Annotated in this window: 22 protein-coding genes; 17 read left to right on the plus strand and 5 right to left on the minus strand. The window is 52.0% G+C overall.

Annotation, left to right across the window (positions count from 1 at the left end):
* The first annotated feature begins 3 nt into the window (after nt 1-3).
* The 14 genes from ABNV41_RS03990 to ABNV41_RS04055 are packed head-to-tail and all read left to right on the plus strand — an operon-like array spanning nt 4 to nt 7,628.
* Nucleotides 4-1,398: a DUF4043 domain-containing protein gene (locus ABNV41_RS03990; protein WP_349935017.1), complete on the plus strand. Its 1,395-nt coding sequence runs from the start codon at nt 4-6 to the stop codon at nt 1,396-1,398.
* Entirely contained in the window at nt 1,398-1,619 is a 222-nt protein-coding gene (locus tag ABNV41_RS03995; RefSeq protein ID WP_349935018.1) for a hypothetical protein, read from the plus strand. Before ABNV41_RS03990 ends, ABNV41_RS03995 begins: the two co-directional genes overlap by 1 nt.
* Entirely contained in the window at nt 1,619-2,008 is a 390-nt protein-coding gene (locus ABNV41_RS04000; RefSeq protein WP_019089335.1) for a hypothetical protein, read from the plus strand. The genes ABNV41_RS03995 and ABNV41_RS04000 overlap by 1 nt, the downstream gene beginning before the upstream one ends.
* Before the next feature lie 6 nt (nt 2,009-2,014).
* A complete protein-coding gene (locus ABNV41_RS04005) occupies nt 2,015-2,404 on the plus strand; it encodes a hypothetical protein (protein ID WP_050819948.1) in 390 nt (129 codons plus the stop codon).
* Nucleotides 2,364-2,573 carry a hypothetical protein gene (locus ABNV41_RS04010; protein ID WP_019089333.1) on the plus strand — a complete coding sequence of 70 codons (210 nt, stop codon included), beginning with the start codon at nt 2,364-2,366 and terminating at the stop codon, nt 2,571-2,573. The genes ABNV41_RS04005 and ABNV41_RS04010 overlap by 41 nt, the downstream gene beginning before the upstream one ends.
* On the plus strand, nt 2,573-2,761 hold the full coding sequence (locus ABNV41_RS04015) for a hypothetical protein (protein WP_050819947.1): 189 nt from the start codon (nt 2,573-2,575) through the stop codon (nt 2,759-2,761). The genes ABNV41_RS04010 and ABNV41_RS04015 overlap by 1 nt, the downstream gene beginning before the upstream one ends.
* Nucleotides 2,761-3,447, plus strand: a complete 687-nt coding sequence (locus ABNV41_RS04020; RefSeq protein WP_050819946.1) for a hypothetical protein — start codon at nt 2,761-2,763, stop codon at nt 3,445-3,447. The genes ABNV41_RS04015 and ABNV41_RS04020 overlap by 1 nt, the downstream gene beginning before the upstream one ends.
* Nucleotides 3,447-4,493: a hypothetical protein gene (locus ABNV41_RS04025; protein ID WP_349935019.1), complete on the plus strand. Its 1,047-nt coding sequence runs from the start codon at nt 3,447-3,449 to the stop codon at nt 4,491-4,493. Before ABNV41_RS04020 ends, ABNV41_RS04025 begins: the two co-directional genes overlap by 1 nt.
* 14 nt (nt 4,494-4,507) lie before the next feature.
* Nucleotides 4,508-4,714 (plus strand): hypothetical protein, encoded by a 207-nt coding sequence (locus ABNV41_RS04030; protein ID WP_070323746.1) that lies wholly within the window; start codon nt 4,508-4,510, stop codon nt 4,712-4,714.
* Complete coding sequence (locus ABNV41_RS04035) at nt 4,714-6,198, plus strand: phage tail protein (protein WP_349935020.1); 1,485 nt, start codon at nt 4,714-4,716, stop codon at nt 6,196-6,198. Before ABNV41_RS04030 ends, ABNV41_RS04035 begins: the two co-directional genes overlap by 1 nt.
* Nucleotides 6,199-6,201: 3 nt before the next feature.
* Nucleotides 6,202-6,633 (plus strand): hypothetical protein, encoded by a 432-nt coding sequence (locus ABNV41_RS04040; RefSeq protein WP_050819942.1) that lies wholly within the window; start codon nt 6,202-6,204, stop codon nt 6,631-6,633.
* The gene (locus tag ABNV41_RS04045) at nt 6,630-6,953 is read left to right on the plus strand and encodes a hypothetical protein (RefSeq protein ID WP_349935021.1); all 324 of its coding nucleotides are present in this window, start codon (nt 6,630-6,632) and stop codon (nt 6,951-6,953) included. Before ABNV41_RS04040 ends, ABNV41_RS04045 begins: the two co-directional genes overlap by 4 nt.
* 23 nt (nt 6,954-6,976) lie before the next feature.
* Nucleotides 6,977-7,138 (plus strand): hypothetical protein, encoded by a 162-nt coding sequence (locus ABNV41_RS04050; protein ID WP_349935022.1) that lies wholly within the window; start codon nt 6,977-6,979, stop codon nt 7,136-7,138.
* Nucleotides 7,122-7,628, plus strand: a complete 507-nt coding sequence (locus ABNV41_RS04055; RefSeq protein WP_349935023.1) for a hypothetical protein — start codon at nt 7,122-7,124, stop codon at nt 7,626-7,628. The genes ABNV41_RS04050 and ABNV41_RS04055 overlap by 17 nt, the downstream gene beginning before the upstream one ends.
* Nucleotides 7,629-7,695: 67 nt before the next feature.
* On the opposite strand, the gene ABNV41_RS04060 is transcribed toward ABNV41_RS04055, so the two are convergent.
* From ABNV41_RS04060 to ABNV41_RS04075, 4 genes are all read right to left on the minus strand, one after another.
* Entirely contained in the window at nt 7,696-8,127 is a 432-nt protein-coding gene (locus tag ABNV41_RS04060) for a hypothetical protein (protein WP_349935024.1), read from the minus strand.
* Nucleotides 8,128-8,664 (minus strand): ImmA/IrrE family metallo-endopeptidase, encoded by a 537-nt coding sequence (locus tag ABNV41_RS04065; RefSeq protein ID WP_349935092.1) that lies wholly within the window; start codon nt 8,662-8,664, stop codon nt 8,128-8,130. It abuts the gene before it with no gap.
* Nucleotides 8,665-9,106: 442 nt separating this feature from the next.
* Nucleotides 9,107-9,451 carry a type II toxin-antitoxin system HicB family antitoxin gene (locus tag ABNV41_RS04070; protein WP_019089491.1) on the minus strand — a complete coding sequence of 115 codons (345 nt, stop codon included), beginning with the start codon at nt 9,449-9,451 and terminating at the stop codon, nt 9,107-9,109.
* Complete coding sequence (locus ABNV41_RS04075; RefSeq protein WP_019089490.1) at nt 9,448-9,702, minus strand: type II toxin-antitoxin system HicA family toxin; 255 nt, start codon at nt 9,700-9,702, stop codon at nt 9,448-9,450. Before ABNV41_RS04075 ends, ABNV41_RS04070 begins: the two co-directional genes overlap by 4 nt.
* Before the next feature lie 98 nt (nt 9,703-9,800).
* Here ABNV41_RS04075 and ABNV41_RS04080 point away from each other — a divergent pair, with 98 nt between their 5' ends.
* Together ABNV41_RS04080 and ABNV41_RS04085 are read left to right on the plus strand one after the other, a co-directional pair.
* On the plus strand, nt 9,801-12,125 hold the full coding sequence (locus ABNV41_RS04080; protein ID WP_349935025.1) for a hypothetical protein: 2,325 nt from the start codon (nt 9,801-9,803) through the stop codon (nt 12,123-12,125).
* A 58-nt stretch (nt 12,126-12,183) separates the two neighbouring features.
* On the plus strand, nt 12,184-13,323 hold the full coding sequence (locus tag ABNV41_RS04085; RefSeq protein WP_050819936.1) for a hypothetical protein: 1,140 nt from the start codon (nt 12,184-12,186) through the stop codon (nt 13,321-13,323).
* Nucleotides 13,324-13,339: 16 nt separating this feature from the next.
* Here the strand turns inward: ABNV41_RS04085 and ABNV41_RS04090 are convergent, their stop codons facing one another.
* Nucleotides 13,340-13,669 (minus strand): DUF3761 domain-containing protein, encoded by a 330-nt coding sequence (locus ABNV41_RS04090; RefSeq protein ID WP_080986808.1) that lies wholly within the window; start codon nt 13,667-13,669, stop codon nt 13,340-13,342.
* A gap of 285 nt (nt 13,670-13,954) precedes the next feature.
* Here ABNV41_RS04090 and ABNV41_RS04095 point away from each other — a divergent pair, with 285 nt between their 5' ends.
* Entirely contained in the window at nt 13,955-14,551 is a 597-nt protein-coding gene (locus tag ABNV41_RS04095; protein ID WP_196332555.1) for a helix-turn-helix transcriptional regulator, read from the plus strand.
* The last annotated feature ends 10 nt before the right edge of the window (nt 14,552-14,561 follow it).

A 14,561-nucleotide genomic window follows, 5' to 3' on the forward strand; every position in this document is an offset into this window, starting at 1 on the left:
GAAATGGCAATTGCCGATTTCCCCGCAGCACTACAACCCATTATCCAGCAGGGCTTTCTGGCCCGTGCATTTGAAGCGAGCCTTGAATCCAAACTTGGCTTTCGTTCCGTTGCTGACCGCATGGAATTTCCGGCCCGTATCGGCCAGACCATTACGGATACCCGTCGTGGTTTGCTGGCTCCGGTTGAAACCCCGCTCAATCCCGCGGCCAACAGCAATTTCGATAACGGCATGTCTCCCACGGAATGGTCTGTGGAACAGTATACGCTGGAAATTGCGCAGTTCGGTAACACGATGGACCTCAATCAGGTCACGGAAGGTGTCGGACTTGCGAACCAGTTTGTCGAAAATGCACAGGTTTTGGGTATTAACGCCCGCCAGTCTCTTGACCGCCTGGCGCGTAATTCCTTGTTCGGTGGCGCTATTGGTGGTGTTGGTGGGTATCTAGGCGGGAACACCCGCGTAACCACAGCACTGGCGGCCGCTGGCACAACCGTTCAGGTTGATGATATCCGTGGTTTCCAGCGCGTCATGAATAGCCTGGGGCAGGTTATCCCGGTTTCTGCAACCAGTGGCATGACTGTTACCGTTGGTTCCGGCTCTTATACGCTGGTTAATGTTGCTGCGGATGCGACAAACGTCAGCAAGGCACCGGGCGGCATTTCTGGCACGTTAACGTTCTCTGAGAATGTTGCGACAACTGATGCAGCATTGAATGCCGCAGTGGTTGCTGCAACTGCACCTCTGGTTCTGCGTCCGAATGGTCGAGCCACGACGGCAGGGCTTCTTGCATCGGGCTCCAAAGACGCTAACGGTAACGTGGTGACGGGTGATTACCTGACCATTGACACCATGCTGGGGGCGGTTGCTGCGCTGCGCAACAACAATGTTCCGACGATTGGCGGTTGCTTCAACTGCTTCCTCGACAACTCCCAGCTTCTCGGCCTATTCCGCGATCCTGATTTCAAGCTGCTGTATCGCGGCCAGTACGGTTCTGATGAATACCGGACGGGTCAGGTGTTCGAACTGCTGGGTATCCGGTTTATTCCGACCACGGAAGCCCCGCAGCAGGCATCTCTGGGGCAGGGCCAGATCCACCGCGCCATCATCTGCGGTGCAGGTGCGCTGATCGAGGGCGATTATGCCAACATGGCGCAGGCATATGCCGATCTTCCGGGTGAGGTGGAGCATATTGATGATGTGCTGATGGTTACCCGTCCGCCACTGGATCGTCTGGGGCAGATCATTGCGCAGTCTTGGTCTTGGATTGGTGGATTTGCTCTGCCAACTGACCTAACGGCCAATACAACGATCATTCCCACGGCGACCAACAGCTACCTTAAGCGTGGCGTGGTGATTGAAAGCCTTGGCGCAACATCTCTGGGCGCTACAGCCTGATGAGCCAAGCGCGGCGTGGGGCGGCTAAACCAGCAGCTCCTCCTGCGCAGGACGAGAAGAAACCCGCTCCTGTGCAGGCCGTGCGACTTCTGCGGCCTTTCGGCTTCATTGAGGAAGAATTCAATCGAGGTCGGTTCGAATGGAGCGCAGGAGAGGTTGTGAGCAGCCCCGCAGAAATAGAACTGCTGCGTTCTCGTGGGGCGCCGCTGGAGCCAGCATAATGGCAGATGCAACCGACCCTTTGACGGATGATGAACTTGTAACGGTACGCCGCTTCATGGGCTATCCCGCAATGGGTGGCATCAACAGCAGCCAGCAGTCTTGGCGTTTCTTTCGGGTATATGGCTTCAATGAATGGCGCCTGCGTAACCTTGCTGATGCCGAAGTCGCGCAAGTGCGACAATATGTGAAAGACATTGCCAGTTTGGAAACGGCCATTCTGACCGCCAGCGACAATCTGGATACGGATCAGGCTGCTGTGTGGACGCACAACAAGAACGAAGTGCAGGACAGGATGGGCCTGTTTAATCGGTGGCGGCGGCAATTGTGCCAGTTTCTTGGTGTGCCGCCGGGCCCCGGCCTGCGTTCTGCAAATCGCGTGGTGATCTGAGGGAATATGACAATCAACAAAGTTCCGCCCCAGAGATGGGCGCGGGTAGAAAATGGCGTTGTGGTGGACATCCGTTCTGTTGAAGCTGGGGAGCCTGCGCCTTGGAGCGAAGGGCGTGCCATTCGTGTGACTGGCGTGCCCTGTGAAATAGGTTTCATCGCAGACCATCATGGGAATGTGGCCCCACGGAACGGGCGGCCTGAGTTGATGGAGGGCGAGGCGGCGTACTGTGCAGCGCGTGGCGTTCCTGCGCCCCCATCGGGTGTGCTGTCTGTCGCTCTAGCAGCGGCGAATGTTCATCCGTCCGAGGATGAAGAACGGCAGGAAGCTGAGCACGCAAAGCTGGAGGCAGGTGATGGCCAAGCTGACAACAGCACGCCGCAACCGGCTGCCTAAAAGCGCATTCGCTTTGCCCGGCTCGCGGCGTTACCCGATTGATACGAAAGCGCGCGCGGCCAACGCCAAGGCGAGGGCTACGCAGGAAGTGAAGAAGGGTAACCTTTCGCCATCTACTGCAGCCAAGATCAAAGCAGCAGCCAACAAGGTTATTCGGAAGAAGAAGTGATGGCAAAAGCCCCAAAACGCCCGACCAGCATGAACGCGTATCTGCGCTCGATGCAGGACAAGAAAGAAGATCGGTTCATGTCCGATCTGACAGGAATGACAATGCGGGAATTCAAGAAAACACCGCAGGCGCGTTCTATTGATCGTGATGTTGTGGCGCTGAACCAGCGGCGTACGAAACGCAAGTAATGGATCAGGCACGCCTACAGGCCAAAGTTGCCAAGGGATATGGCAAAGCAGCACAGCGTGTTGGTGCGTTAACCACGCAATATCGGCCTACAAGCCTGACTGATCCCATGGGTGTGGCACATACAACGCTGTTTGCTGATTTTGCCTCTGATGCAGCGTTCTCATTCAGGAAGCCGCCGCTTTGGGATAAGCCTACGGTTTTCGGGTTGTTTGATACGACTGATGTGCAGGCAGGTGATATTCTTGTTGCACCTATGGGCACGTATTTCGTGGCACGGTTTGAGCCATTCCGTCCGGCTGTGTGCGTTCTGACAAACCGCACTGTCAGTTTTGCAGCTACGGACCAGAGCGGATCAGGCGCGACTGGCGGTAGTTCTGGCGATGCCTGTAATCTTGCCGGTTATCAGGATGGATATAACGGTCAATCTACTGACGGTTCCGGATCTGTTGAGGCATCGGGTTGGCCGGTGAGTATTATCCTGAAAAACAAGGGTGAGCGTGTTTCTAGCGGGCTTCCTGGTAATTTGCGTTCCGGTCAGTTTGAGATGCTTGCGCCTATTATTCCCGGCTTTACGCCGCGTCCTTACATGACGGTTACCGATGATATGGGCGCGGAATATACGGTTGATGCTGTGGAGCCCTCGCAATATGGCAACCGTCTCATGATTTCGGTGAACCAGATTTAATGGCTGATGTTGGCACCATTTCTAAGGCTCTGGCCTACACCATAGCGCAGATACTGTATCCCAACGGTATTGGTGCGGGTGTTTTGCCGTTGACTGGCAGGCGTACGATTGTGCGGCGTGGGTGGCTGAACAATGCTGATTACACAGGCGCATGTAGTATCAAGAATGGCATCGATTATGTGGGGGTGACGGCTTATTCAACGGCTTACCGCCAGATTGCCGAGCCTCTTGGCTGGCCATGGCGCGAAGGTGCAATCAGCCCTTGCACCGTTACGCTCACAGCCTCTGGCAATCAGGCCACTGTCAGTATTGCAGACGGGGCTACGCCCAGTGGCGTTGTAGGGTTGCGCGTCATTCCAGATCGAAGCGGCCTGATACCCGACAAAACAAGCGTGGCATATGCGGTGCAATCAGATGATACCCCGGAGCTTATCGCGCAATCGCTGGCAGGCCTGATTGATGGAGCCTACACCAGCGGAGCCACGGTGATTGTGCCGAATGCGGCTCTGGTGGAAGCGGCTACCGCAGGATATGGCCAGATCACGCGCGTAACACGCAGGCAGGAGCAGCTTTTCACTGTCTCCATTTTCACAAATGGCGGGAATGCGCGTGATAATTTAGGGAGCGCATTGGACGCGGCGCTTTCTGCGCGGTCATGGTTGCCCACACTGGATGGGCAAAATGCCCTGATGCTGTTTGCCGGGGCCAATGATGTAGACGCCATGCAGACCAGCGGCGTTTATCGGCGTGACTTCCGCTTTAAGATCACGTTTGACACACTCAATACCCAGACAGCAGCGCAGATGATGTTTGGTGTTGGACTTGCCCATACAGTCACCCATGTTGGCGTGGCACTTCATCCGTTTGGCGATGTGCCAGGTAATGTCGGGGCAATCAGCACTGACGATATGGCAACGTTCTACAAAGATGCCGCCGGGAACCTCGTGTTTGCGGTTGAGCAGCCCTATGCGGGCCTCATGCTTAATCAGGCTGGCGATGTTGTCCTGCAGGACGCGGCCACCAATCTTGCCGGACAACCGGCTTAAATCAGCGAGACAATATGACGGATACACAGGGAAGCGCACCCGCTCAGGCGAGTGCGAAAGCTGCCGTTGCGCTTACCGCACAGGCACAGGGAAGCGTGCTCTATCGCGTGACGCAGCCCGGATATGGCTATGCGGTAGGTGCGACCATTTCAGACCCCGATGAAATCAAGAAGCACGGCGCAGACATTCGGCGTTTTGCTGTGCCCGTTGGAGGCGTGTGATGGCGAAAATTTACCAGCAGGGGGCGCTGAATACCACCTCCCTTACCGTTCCGAATGTGTATGTGCAGATCCAAGCGCCTGTAACGCTTCTGAATGGCGTTTCATCCAGCCGCATTGGTGTTGTTGGCACATCCTCGTGGGGACCGGTTAATACGCCAGTCGTGGTTGGCGGCATGCCTGATTATCTGCTCGTGTTTGGTGCTAAGCAGGCGCTGGCCACAGATATGGGCGTGAACGTCAATATATGCGTGTATCAGGGCGCTTCTGATTTCCGTTGTGTGCGTGTGACCGATGGGACAGATAAGGCTGCCACCGGCACGATTTCAGGCGCTACGATTACGGCAGTCTATACCGGCACAGCAGGGAACGCGATTACTGCCACGCTGTCTCAGGGCACGCTTAACACAGCTATGTGGACATTGACTGTGACGCATAGCGTGTTGGGAACGAGCACGTATCAGGGCACGGCGTGGGCCGATATTGTTGCGGCAATCAATGCCGATGCATCGTCTCTGGTTGTCGTTACAGGCGGCACGACCCTTGCTGCTGGCAATGTCACGCTGGCGGGCGGTGCAGACGGCGGCGCTCCTTCAGCAACATCCTTCATCGGCACAGACGGCACATCTCGCACGGGCATGTATGCGCTGCGTAATCAGGGTTGCGCCATTGGGTTGCTGTGCGGGTTGTCCGATAAAACCTCGTTCTCTGCCCAGATTGATTTCGGGTTGGGTGAGGGGCTGTATATGATTGCAGCCTTACCATCCGGCACGAGTGTTTCAGCCGCCACTTCTGCGCTTTCCGGAGCAGGTGCCGACAGCTATGCCATGAAGGTGATGCACGGTGACTGGATCTGGTGGGATGATGATACCAACGGCAATATGCTGGTATCTCCCGCTGCATTTGCAGCAGGTCTGCTGGCGGCTCTTTCCCCAGAGCAGTCAACGCTGAACAAGCAGCTTTACGGGATCATCGGCAGCCAGAAGGCAGGTTTGACAAGTTCTGGCACGCTGCTTTCGTATTCTGATGCAGAATTGTCGGCCCTGTTTGAAGCCGGGATTGACGTGATCTGTTACCCAGCACCGGGCGGAAACTATTGGGCTGTGCGTGGTGGCATCAACTGCTCCACATCCGCAGCAGTAAATGGCGATAATTACACACGTCTGACGAACTATCTGGCGGAGACCTTTGCCACAGGTATGGGTTCCTACATCGGCCAGACGATCAATGCCGATCTGTTCACCAACATTGAAGCTACGCTGCTGGGTTTCCTGTCCAATATGCTGACCGAGGGTGTTCTTGGCAGCACGGACGGTAGCATTCCGTATTCGGTCGTGTGCGACACCAGCAACAACCCGGATAGTCGGGCAGCCCTTGGTTATGTGCAGGCCGATGTGAAGGTCAAATACATGGGCATCCTGCGCTACTTTATCGTCAACTTGCAGGGCGGTCAGGGTGTGACTGTCACTGTGGCTTCTGGGGGCTAAGAAATGGCTACCAACCCATACAGCATCGGCCGGAACTGTCGGCTTACCCTCCTTTGGGCAGGGACCCGCATTGATCTACGGGACGTGACTGGTTTTACAGCCAATCAGGAAACTACAACCCAGCGCGCAGATCCGCTCAACAGCACGCCGATTGAATTTGCAACACCGAATGGTTGGCGCGGAAGCTTTACGATTGCCCGTGCTAATCGCGCTGTTGATGATTTGATTGCAGCCATTGAAGAAGGGTTCTGGTCTGCCGGCACGATCAATTCCGGCACCATTTACCAGTATATCAGCGAGCCAGATGGCAGCACGTCCAAATGGCAGTTCAGCCAGGTAGGGCTTTCGCTTTCAGCGGGCGGAACATGGCAAAAAGAGGGGATTGTTTATCAGACCCTCAGCTTCTTCTCTCCAATTCGGACTAAAATTTCATGAGCATTCCAGCAGAAGTTAAAACGGCAGCAGGCAAAACTCTTTCCCTGAAAGAAATTGATCCGGGCAGTATGCTGGATCTGATTGAGGCCGCAGGCTCTGCGATGAGTTCACAGTCTGCCGGAGCATGGTTGGGATATGCCCAGATGATCTGCTCTGTAACCGCCATTAATGGTGTGCCTGTGCAGATGCCGATTACGAAAGACGAAGTGAAGGATCTGGCCAACGATATCGGCAATGATGGCGTAGCTGCGCTTATGCCGATTTTTTACGGCAAGAAAGATGCCAGTTCTGCCGATGAAAAGGCCGCAGTAAAAAACTGAGCGAGCACCCCATTTTTAGGGAAATGCTGTTTCTCGTTCAGAATGGGGTGCCGTGGGAAGTTTGTGGGAAATGGAGCGATAAGCGCAGGTTGGCCGCCTGCGTAGCTCTGCGCGAAATGCGTGGAGAAACGTTCGATTGGGATGCCATGATGTTCATTGAGGTGCCAGATGGTGCGGAATTTTAAGACCATTGAGGGATTCATAGGCCATCTGGCGACAAGGGGGCTTGCCATTGATGTGGCCGTTCATCGTGGCATGGAAGAGGGCGCTGCCCTTATTGAGCGCGATACGAAAGAGCAGATCGGGCATTATTTGGATGGGCCTGAACCCGGCCTTCCAACTGCTCCACTGGCAGACAGCACCATAGATGAGCGTATCAGGTTGGGATTTACGCCGGATGATCCGGGGTTACGAACTGGCGATATGCGCGAGAGCTACGGCGTGCGTATATCCGAGGCCGGGCCTGTGGTGCATGCTTCTATCGGTTCTGACGATATCAAGGCTGTAGTGTTTGAACTCGGCCGCATGGAGCAGAAAAACTATCAGCCGCCACGTCCGGAGCTTTCTGTGGCGGCCTTTAGGAATGAGCACAAGATCGTGCGTCGTATTGGTGCGCTTGCTGTTCGTGCGATGTGTGGGCTACCTCTGCCTAACCAGCGGGAAGGGGATGAGTGAATGGACTGGTGTGGGCAGAAAGCTTTAGCGTGAGAGGACGTTGCCTACAGAGCGTATAAAGAAATCTTTACTTATCTTCTGTTTTTGTTGCTGATGTTGTTTTCTCAAAGGGAATTACTGATTTTCCATCAGAAAATAAAAATTTAACCGCAACATACCCCATACCGACGATTTGCAGAAATGTTTCAACCGTTACAGAGGTAATAAACCATTTATATTCTTTAAAGTTTAATGATCCCCATCCAACTAAAAAAGAAAGGCTTATATTAAATAAAATAAGAATAAAAATCCATATTATAATAACGGCTGACCATTGTTCTCGTAAATCAAAAAATTTTCTTCGACCATCTAGTTCTACGCGTTCGCGCATTCCTTTATTAAGATCATGAGAGACATCTTTGTTTGTTTTTTTCTGAGATTTACCAGCATCATCCACGATTGACTTTTCTGCGGCCAATCGTGGATCTTGAAAAGGAGCAGTATGAATATCCTCTGTCATTTATCTGCTGGTAGCTCTCAGCCAATAGAGCTGATTAACAATAACATCCTCCGAGACACAAAACATCTTTGCAAGTTCATGAGTCGAAGCAACATTTTCGTATTTTTTTAGCATACAAAACGGAACTAATAGGTTCGCAGCAAATATGTCAGCTTCAACTTCTTCTGGAGGTTTCCCTTTGGGATAATTGTTGTACCTTGGAAAAACATTATAGTTATGAGATTTCACATATCGCTTATGAAGCAAGAAATGTCCTAGCTCATGTGCAATAGTAAAAAGTATTCTATTGGTTGGCAATTCTTCGTTGACAACAATTTGGTTTTTGTCAGGTTGAATATAACCTGATATTTCTTCCGACGTAGGGAATGAGAACCTAACATAATTTACGTTAATCCCTAACGCTTCTGCTACAAAGCGTGGATCAACCGGAGGATAAATTATCTTAAGTCTCTGAAGAGTTTCTTCCGCAACTTTACGAGCTTTAGCAAAGTCAGGAGCTGCAAGGATTGGCTCCTGCGGACGAGTGAAATCGCACATCACTTACCCCCTTTTACACGGGGGTTGATGATCGAGAAAGAAAACATGCTCGGTCCTCCCGGTTAAAGTTGGCGGGCTACAGAATGCCCATGCAGGTACGATGACACACACTTTCGCGCTGGATCAATGATATCTTGATCAATGACACCTTGACAAAGGCGGTGGTCTCTAGATTTTGCGGGTTATATAAGAAAGATGGATCAAGGCAAGAGCCTTCTCTGCATATAGCCCCACACCTGAGACCGCGCCATCATACTATTTTTAATGTGGTGAGATTGCGGCTGAAATTCAAACTACCACTTAAATTCCGCAGTTTGGCAAGCGGAATCGCCCATAATAGTATTGGGGATAATGTGACGCTGCCCCTGACCACGCGCCCCCCCGCAACCCTTGTGCAGACTTCAAGCTCGCGTGAAGTGAAGGGCCTGCGGGTTGCCTATCTCTATCGAGAGATAGTCTTGAGGGAGGCATCATTGAGAGCTGCCTCAGCCCATTGGTTCATGCTCATGCCTTGCAGTTCTGCTGCAATGGCAGCGCGGGCGTGAACCTCAGGGGAAAGGCGAAGCATGACTTTGCCGCTGTAAGGTTTTTGCGGGTCTTTACCGATTTCTGAGCAAGTGCTGATATAATCATCAACAGCTTCCTCAAACGCAGCCCGCAGTTCTGGAACGCTTTCACCTTCGAAAGTGATGACATCCTGAATGCCCGCAATGCGGCCGGCAAAAACGCCATCTTCCGCAGAAAACTCAACGCGGGCGTGGTAGCCTCTATAAGCCATTCCGCTCATGGTGTTACTCCTAAGTTGGTCAAAAAGTCCCGCACAGCGCGGACTTGGTAAGCCTTTGCCTCCTTGCGCGGGTGGGGACGATGAACTGCCAGAACCTGCTTGCGGCAGACGAACTTCACGCGAGAACCGTTGCCTTCCATAACTGTGCAGCCAATGGCCACTAGAAGGGCTTCAATGTCTGCCCAGCTCTGGCTTGTGCTCACCGGGTTGGTGAAGATGGCTTTCAGGAGGCGTTCTTGCTTGCGGTTCATGATATTATAATATGCTATCATTCAAGAAAATGCAAGCATATAATGATAGCACAACACTCCCAAAAAATGAGACTCTGGACGCTCTCCAGTAGGAAAGAATGATGACTGTTGAAGCCTATAAAATCGGCGTCTCGCTAGTCGCTGATGCCACACAGGTTGTTGGCCCTGTTGGCGAAATGATCCGCGCGCTGGAGCGTCTGGCGACTGCCCAGAAAGATGCTCAGATGGGCTTCAACAACATGGTTTCGTCTCTGGGCGGTGCACGACGACTTACCGCAGGCATGGCTTCTGACATGGAGCGTGCCGCCCGTGCTGCACGCACGATTGCTGCGGCTTCTACTAAGTTCCGTGCGCCTGTTGCTCCGCAGTCTGGTGAGGGTGCTGGAGGCTTTGCGCCCTTCGTATCTCCTGTGCCAACTGGTCGCGCGCGTGCGACATCTCCCGTTCCGCCATCAGTCACTCCTATTACAGATGCCGGGGGCTCTTACGTTTCTCCGTATTCTGCTGCGGCTATGAATGTGCCGGGCGCTCCAGTTCCGCTATTGCCGCCTCCACAGACCGGAACTGCGCTTATTCCGCTGCCGGGGCAGGGCGATAGTATGGGGAATACCCCCAACTTTCGTCGCGTTGAAAATCCGGCTGATTATCGGCCAAACTGGACGCAGAGCGAACCTGTCCCGGGCACCGCGCTTATCCCGTATCCGGGAAACTTGCGCATGGATGGCAAGTGGATGGGCGGGAACCAGACCTACGGGCCGTGGAAGCCGATCTCTAACGCGCCATCTGGTTCACCTGCCGCGAATATGGCCGAGCGTGGCGCAACCATAGCAGCCGCAGCACGTCTGCCGCATTGGGTGGGCCCTCTGGCAGCTTACGAGGGCGTTCATGGTGTGGCGCACTTTGCCGCCAGTGGGTTTGATCAGGCCGCCGGGTATGACCAGACATTCCGGGGGATGAGTGGCGACCCTGTGGCCGCGCAGAATATGGGGGCTATTCAGGCCATCGCGCAGCAATCCATGAAGGATAACCCGTTTCTTGCGCCTAATGATGCTGCCCGGATTGCACAGGAAGCGTACCAATTGTCTGGGGGCGAAGTGGGAGAGTCGCCACACATTGCCAGCCTTCTAAACCGGGTTGATAAATCTTTTCTTCTTATGGGCAAGAGCCCAGAAGCCGCCATGAGAGAAAGCATAGACTTTATCCGGGCGCAGGATCTTTCTAATAGGTTTTACGATAAGAAGACGGGCCAGTTTTCGCGCGATCGCGCAGAAAAAAGCACGAATACAGCGTTGGCAATGTATATTGCTAACAAGCAGTTCATGAATGGTCACAAGTTTTTGGCTTTTGCCAAATCAGCGGGCGCAGAAGGTATGCGTATGTCTGATGAAGGGATGTTGAACTTTGCCCACTTCATCGACGTCAACCCGAACCGCGCGGCAACCGCCATTAAGTCGTTTGACGATCTATTCCTCGGCAACCACACTCGGATGAGAGACAAGGATTTTGCGTATTTCAGCAACAAGAAATTTGGGTTGATTGCGCGTAATGGTCAGTTTGTCGATCAAAAGGCTCTAGCTGAAGATCCGATTGGATGGATTACGAAGCATATCTCGCCTCTGCTTAGGACGCGCCCTGAAATGATAGGGTATTTCCAGCGTATGAATGTCCAAGATATGCTCAATGAGGCAACCGGCGCAGAGGGTAATATTGCGCGACAGGCTGCGGCCGCAAAGCGCACAGATGTGACTAGGACGCTTGATGCTCTGGCAAAAGGCCCGAAAGCTGCTCAATTGGCGATGGATACTTCCTTCGAACGCCTAGAATTTACGATAGGCCGTATTACGCAAGGGCCGTTTGTGAAGTCCATCAATCTGCTGACCCAAACCTTTAACGGCATGGCAGACTTCGCCGAGAAGCATCCTGACGATATCCGCATGTTTGCCAATGATGTTTATATGTTGCTGAATGTGGTTACAGGTATCGGCAATATGATTGGGAAGGTTATGGATACCTTGCCGGGTTGGGTTAGGCGCTTGATTGAGTCTGGTGCGACTGGGGCAGCAACAGGCGCTGCGGCGGGGTCTTTCATTCCCGGGCTTGGCACGGCTGTCGGCGCTTTTGGTGGGGGGCTTATCGGTGTTGCAGCAGATACGATTAATGAAGGTTACCTTCAAAGCAATAGCATTGCTCGCAGGGTAAATGTAACTCCGACAGGTGCGTGGACGCCCCCAGTGCAAGTGCGTAATCAACCTACAACAATTCAGGAAGGCGATACGCATGTATCTGTTTACCTAGATGGCAAGCAGATCGCCGGACATGTGCAAAGTGTGGTGAGGAAGGATTATGACCGCGAAATGCGGGCAAGCAATGCTATGCCAGACCCACTTTCAACACCACGGGTGCCGGGAGTGCCGGGCTGGTGATGATTGTTCTCCAAGGGTTTGGTATTAGTGTCCTTTGAACGCAAAAAAAGAGCGTAATATGGACGATAAATCTATGTGGAGGACGGTAATTGCCGCAGTTGCAATTACTACAGTCGGCAGTCTTTATTTTTATAATCAATATAAAAATGAACATGCCAGTTCGCTTGGACGGCCCCAAAACGAGCAAGCGGCTCCGCAAACAGAAGGGAGACCGCTTGTTTTTTCAGGTAATGTTTTGCCATTTACGATTATTGAAGCAGTACGAAACTATACGAATCCCAGCGTTCCTGACGCCCAAATTTCGGTTATGATTGAAGATGGTGGGCGCATGGAGGACTGGGCAGCTACAGCGGCTTACCTTGCGCGTTTAGCAGTAAAAAATGGCGCTGTTACTGGGAAAGTAAGGATTTTCTTAAATAATCCATGGGGAGATAGACCGCCTACAGAATATAAAAATCTTGCAGATGCTTATTTTGATCTGCGGCCAGAAGGAGAGCGAGTAGGGAGCGGATTTGATGTTTTCCCTGCCACGGAAATCGCGCCTTGGCCTCTCATGGTATATGATGAGTATGTTAACGAACTATCTGACGCCATCCCTATAGGGTTATCTGATGATGCTTTGGCGCGTTTAAATAAAAAGCAAGAAGAAGCGGCAAGAAAATTTGTGGTCAACCGCTACCATTTGCCCTCATCATGGCAATATCAACCTAAAAGCACCTACATGCTATCTCAGGATTCCATTGATGGGAAGCGCATTGGCATAACTGCCATTGAGAATAAAAACGATGTAAATAGTGCTGAAGCTTGTTTGCAAAGCGACAATGGCACAGATTTGGTTCGTGGATGCATTAGGTCTGGAGATTTTTCTTATATTTTGCCGGATGAAAAGCGGCGACCACCTATTAACTTTAACGCACACAATTTGATTGCATCGGACATTTCATCTTCAGATTCGTGCGAAAGCTTTATCAAATTCATAGATATGCACAAAAATTTATCGCCCGCCGATACAAGCCATAATAATGTGTTTTTAGGGACATTGATGTTTTCTGCGCATATAGATGCTGACACAATTGGAAATGATTATCCCCGCCTTTTAATAGGGTTCCTTGCTCAGTGTCACGCAAACCCAAAATTAGATATAACAAGCGCTATGCGTTTAGCGGCAGAAAAAGCGGGGATGTCTATTCAAGAATAGGATCGCTCAAGCCTTATCACAACCACTGATCTACACCCCCGTGCCGTGAACAAGTGCCCCGATGGTGCTGGCTAAAGCTGAACGTGCCATCGCCGCACTTTGCTGTGGCTCCTGATGGGGCTTGCCCACTGCGAGTGTGAGCGGGGGAATGGATCGTGCGGCCATCTACGTTTCTGTAGTGGCGGTGTTCTTCAAGCTGGCTTTCGTCCGGCTCTTGGTATTGGTATGGCGCAGTTTGTGTCTGCTGGTCTTGGTATGTCGATGGATCAAATGCGAGAGCTGGGGTGGCGAATAATGACGCAACAAAAGCCCCAGCCAGTAACCGCTTAAATATCGATCTTCTCATCCGAATCTCCCTTCCCGCAGAGTTTGCCTGTACGAGGAGGGGTTGGGGAGTCAGGAGAGGTTCCCAGATTGGGAAGGCTTAAATCAAACGTTCTGATAATTTCCCTAAGTGGAAAAGATAAGCCTTGCTTTTCCTTATCTAATCTTTTGGGGAAGGCTATTTAAGGCATTAAACGGGACGAAACACGGCCAAAAAGCCTTGAGTGAAATGGATGCGTGACAACTAGCCATATGGCGGCGATGTCTTCCGTTATATAAAAGAATCCTCTTACGTTTGGAGGTAGCTGTGACTAAGCCTGAGAAATTTAAGCCGCAATGGGCTAAAGACATTATTGAGGCAAGAAAGAAAAAAGGCTTAACCCAATCTGGACTTGCGCAAGCTATCAAGGTCTCTCAATCCACTATTACGGACTGGGAGAGGGGGAAGAGTAGGCCTTCTGGCGAAAATTTAACAATTCTTAAGAATTTTCTTGGCCTTTCCTATTTTGGGCACGACGGCTTCTATCAAGAGGCTATCAAGGGCATTAATTTAGGCCTCCCACTTACAGAAACACCATTTGAACAGGCGAATCAAAGAGAGCAGATAGATATCTTTTTTTATGCGCTGTTCTTTATGGTTGAAAAAATTATCGAGAGGAAGTTCCCGGTAAGTTTTTCTCGCGTAGCTGCGCAAGGTATGAGGTCATGGGTAAGATTCCATGATCCTATCCGCGATAGAAGATTGGGGCGTCCGTTAGCGGAATGCCTAGATAAAGATATAGAACAAATTGCAAAAGCCGAATACGCTAAGGCGGAAGATGACGCCTGCGCGCGCACCATGACACATGATGAATATTGGACTTGGAGAGAGGCGCGTAGGAAAAAAAATACCGGAGACAGTTGACCGGTATTTG

Source organism: Acetobacter sp. A11-2, from assembly GCF_040208445.1.
GTDB lineage: Bacteria > Pseudomonadota > Alphaproteobacteria > Acetobacterales > Acetobacteraceae > Acetobacter > Acetobacter oryzoeni.

What these genes read in the sequence shown, in the direction of transcription:
- ABNV41_RS04085 (WP_050819936.1), top strand. Translation starts at nt 12,184, where the DNA reads ATGGACGATAAATCTATGTGGAGGACGGTAATTGCCGCAGTTGCAATT.
- ABNV41_RS04000 (WP_019089335.1), top strand. Translation starts at nt 1,619, where the DNA reads ATGGCAGATGCAACCGACCCTTTGACGGATGATGAACTTGTAACGGTA.
- ABNV41_RS04090 (WP_080986808.1), bottom strand. Translation starts at nt 13,669, where the DNA reads ATGAGAAGATCGATATTTAAGCGGTTACTGGCTGGGGCTTTTGTTGCG.
- ABNV41_RS04035 (WP_349935020.1), top strand. Translation starts at nt 4,714, where the DNA reads ATGGCGAAAATTTACCAGCAGGGGGCGCTGAATACCACCTCCCTTACC.
- ABNV41_RS04080 (WP_349935025.1), top strand. Translation starts at nt 9,801, where the DNA reads ATGATGACTGTTGAAGCCTATAAAATCGGCGTCTCGCTAGTCGCTGAT.
- ABNV41_RS04030 (WP_070323746.1), top strand. Translation starts at nt 4,508, where the DNA reads ATGACGGATACACAGGGAAGCGCACCCGCTCAGGCGAGTGCGAAAGCT.
- ABNV41_RS04045 (WP_349935021.1), top strand. Translation starts at nt 6,630, where the DNA reads ATGAGCATTCCAGCAGAAGTTAAAACGGCAGCAGGCAAAACTCTTTCC.
- ABNV41_RS04050 (WP_349935022.1), top strand. Translation starts at nt 6,977, where the DNA reads ATGCTGTTTCTCGTTCAGAATGGGGTGCCGTGGGAAGTTTGTGGGAAA.
- ABNV41_RS04055 (WP_349935023.1), top strand. Translation starts at nt 7,122, where the DNA reads ATGGTGCGGAATTTTAAGACCATTGAGGGATTCATAGGCCATCTGGCG.
- ABNV41_RS04015 (WP_050819947.1), top strand. Translation starts at nt 2,573, where the DNA reads ATGGCAAAAGCCCCAAAACGCCCGACCAGCATGAACGCGTATCTGCGC.
- ABNV41_RS04010 (WP_019089333.1), top strand. Translation starts at nt 2,364, where the DNA reads ATGGCCAAGCTGACAACAGCACGCCGCAACCGGCTGCCTAAAAGCGCA.
- ABNV41_RS04075 (WP_019089490.1), bottom strand. Translation starts at nt 9,702, where the DNA reads ATGAACCGCAAGCAAGAACGCCTCCTGAAAGCCATCTTCACCAACCCG.
- ABNV41_RS04065 (WP_349935092.1), bottom strand. Translation starts at nt 8,664, where the DNA reads ATGTGCGATTTCACTCGTCCGCAGGAGCCAATCCTTGCAGCTCCTGAC.
- ABNV41_RS04005 (WP_050819948.1), top strand. Translation starts at nt 2,015, where the DNA reads ATGACAATCAACAAAGTTCCGCCCCAGAGATGGGCGCGGGTAGAAAAT.
- ABNV41_RS03990 (WP_349935017.1), top strand. Translation starts at nt 4, where the DNA reads ATGGCAATTGCCGATTTCCCCGCAGCACTACAACCCATTATCCAGCAG.
- ABNV41_RS04020 (WP_050819946.1), top strand. Translation starts at nt 2,761, where the DNA reads ATGGATCAGGCACGCCTACAGGCCAAAGTTGCCAAGGGATATGGCAAA.
- ABNV41_RS04025 (WP_349935019.1), top strand. Translation starts at nt 3,447, where the DNA reads ATGGCTGATGTTGGCACCATTTCTAAGGCTCTGGCCTACACCATAGCG.
- ABNV41_RS03995 (WP_349935018.1), top strand. Translation starts at nt 1,398, where the DNA reads ATGAGCCAAGCGCGGCGTGGGGCGGCTAAACCAGCAGCTCCTCCTGCG.
- ABNV41_RS04060 (WP_349935024.1), bottom strand. Translation starts at nt 8,127, where the DNA reads ATGACAGAGGATATTCATACTGCTCCTTTTCAAGATCCACGATTGGCC.
- ABNV41_RS04040 (WP_050819942.1), top strand. Translation starts at nt 6,202, where the DNA reads ATGGCTACCAACCCATACAGCATCGGCCGGAACTGTCGGCTTACCCTC.
- ABNV41_RS04070 (WP_019089491.1), bottom strand. Translation starts at nt 9,451, where the DNA reads ATGAGCGGAATGGCTTATAGAGGCTACCACGCCCGCGTTGAGTTTTCT.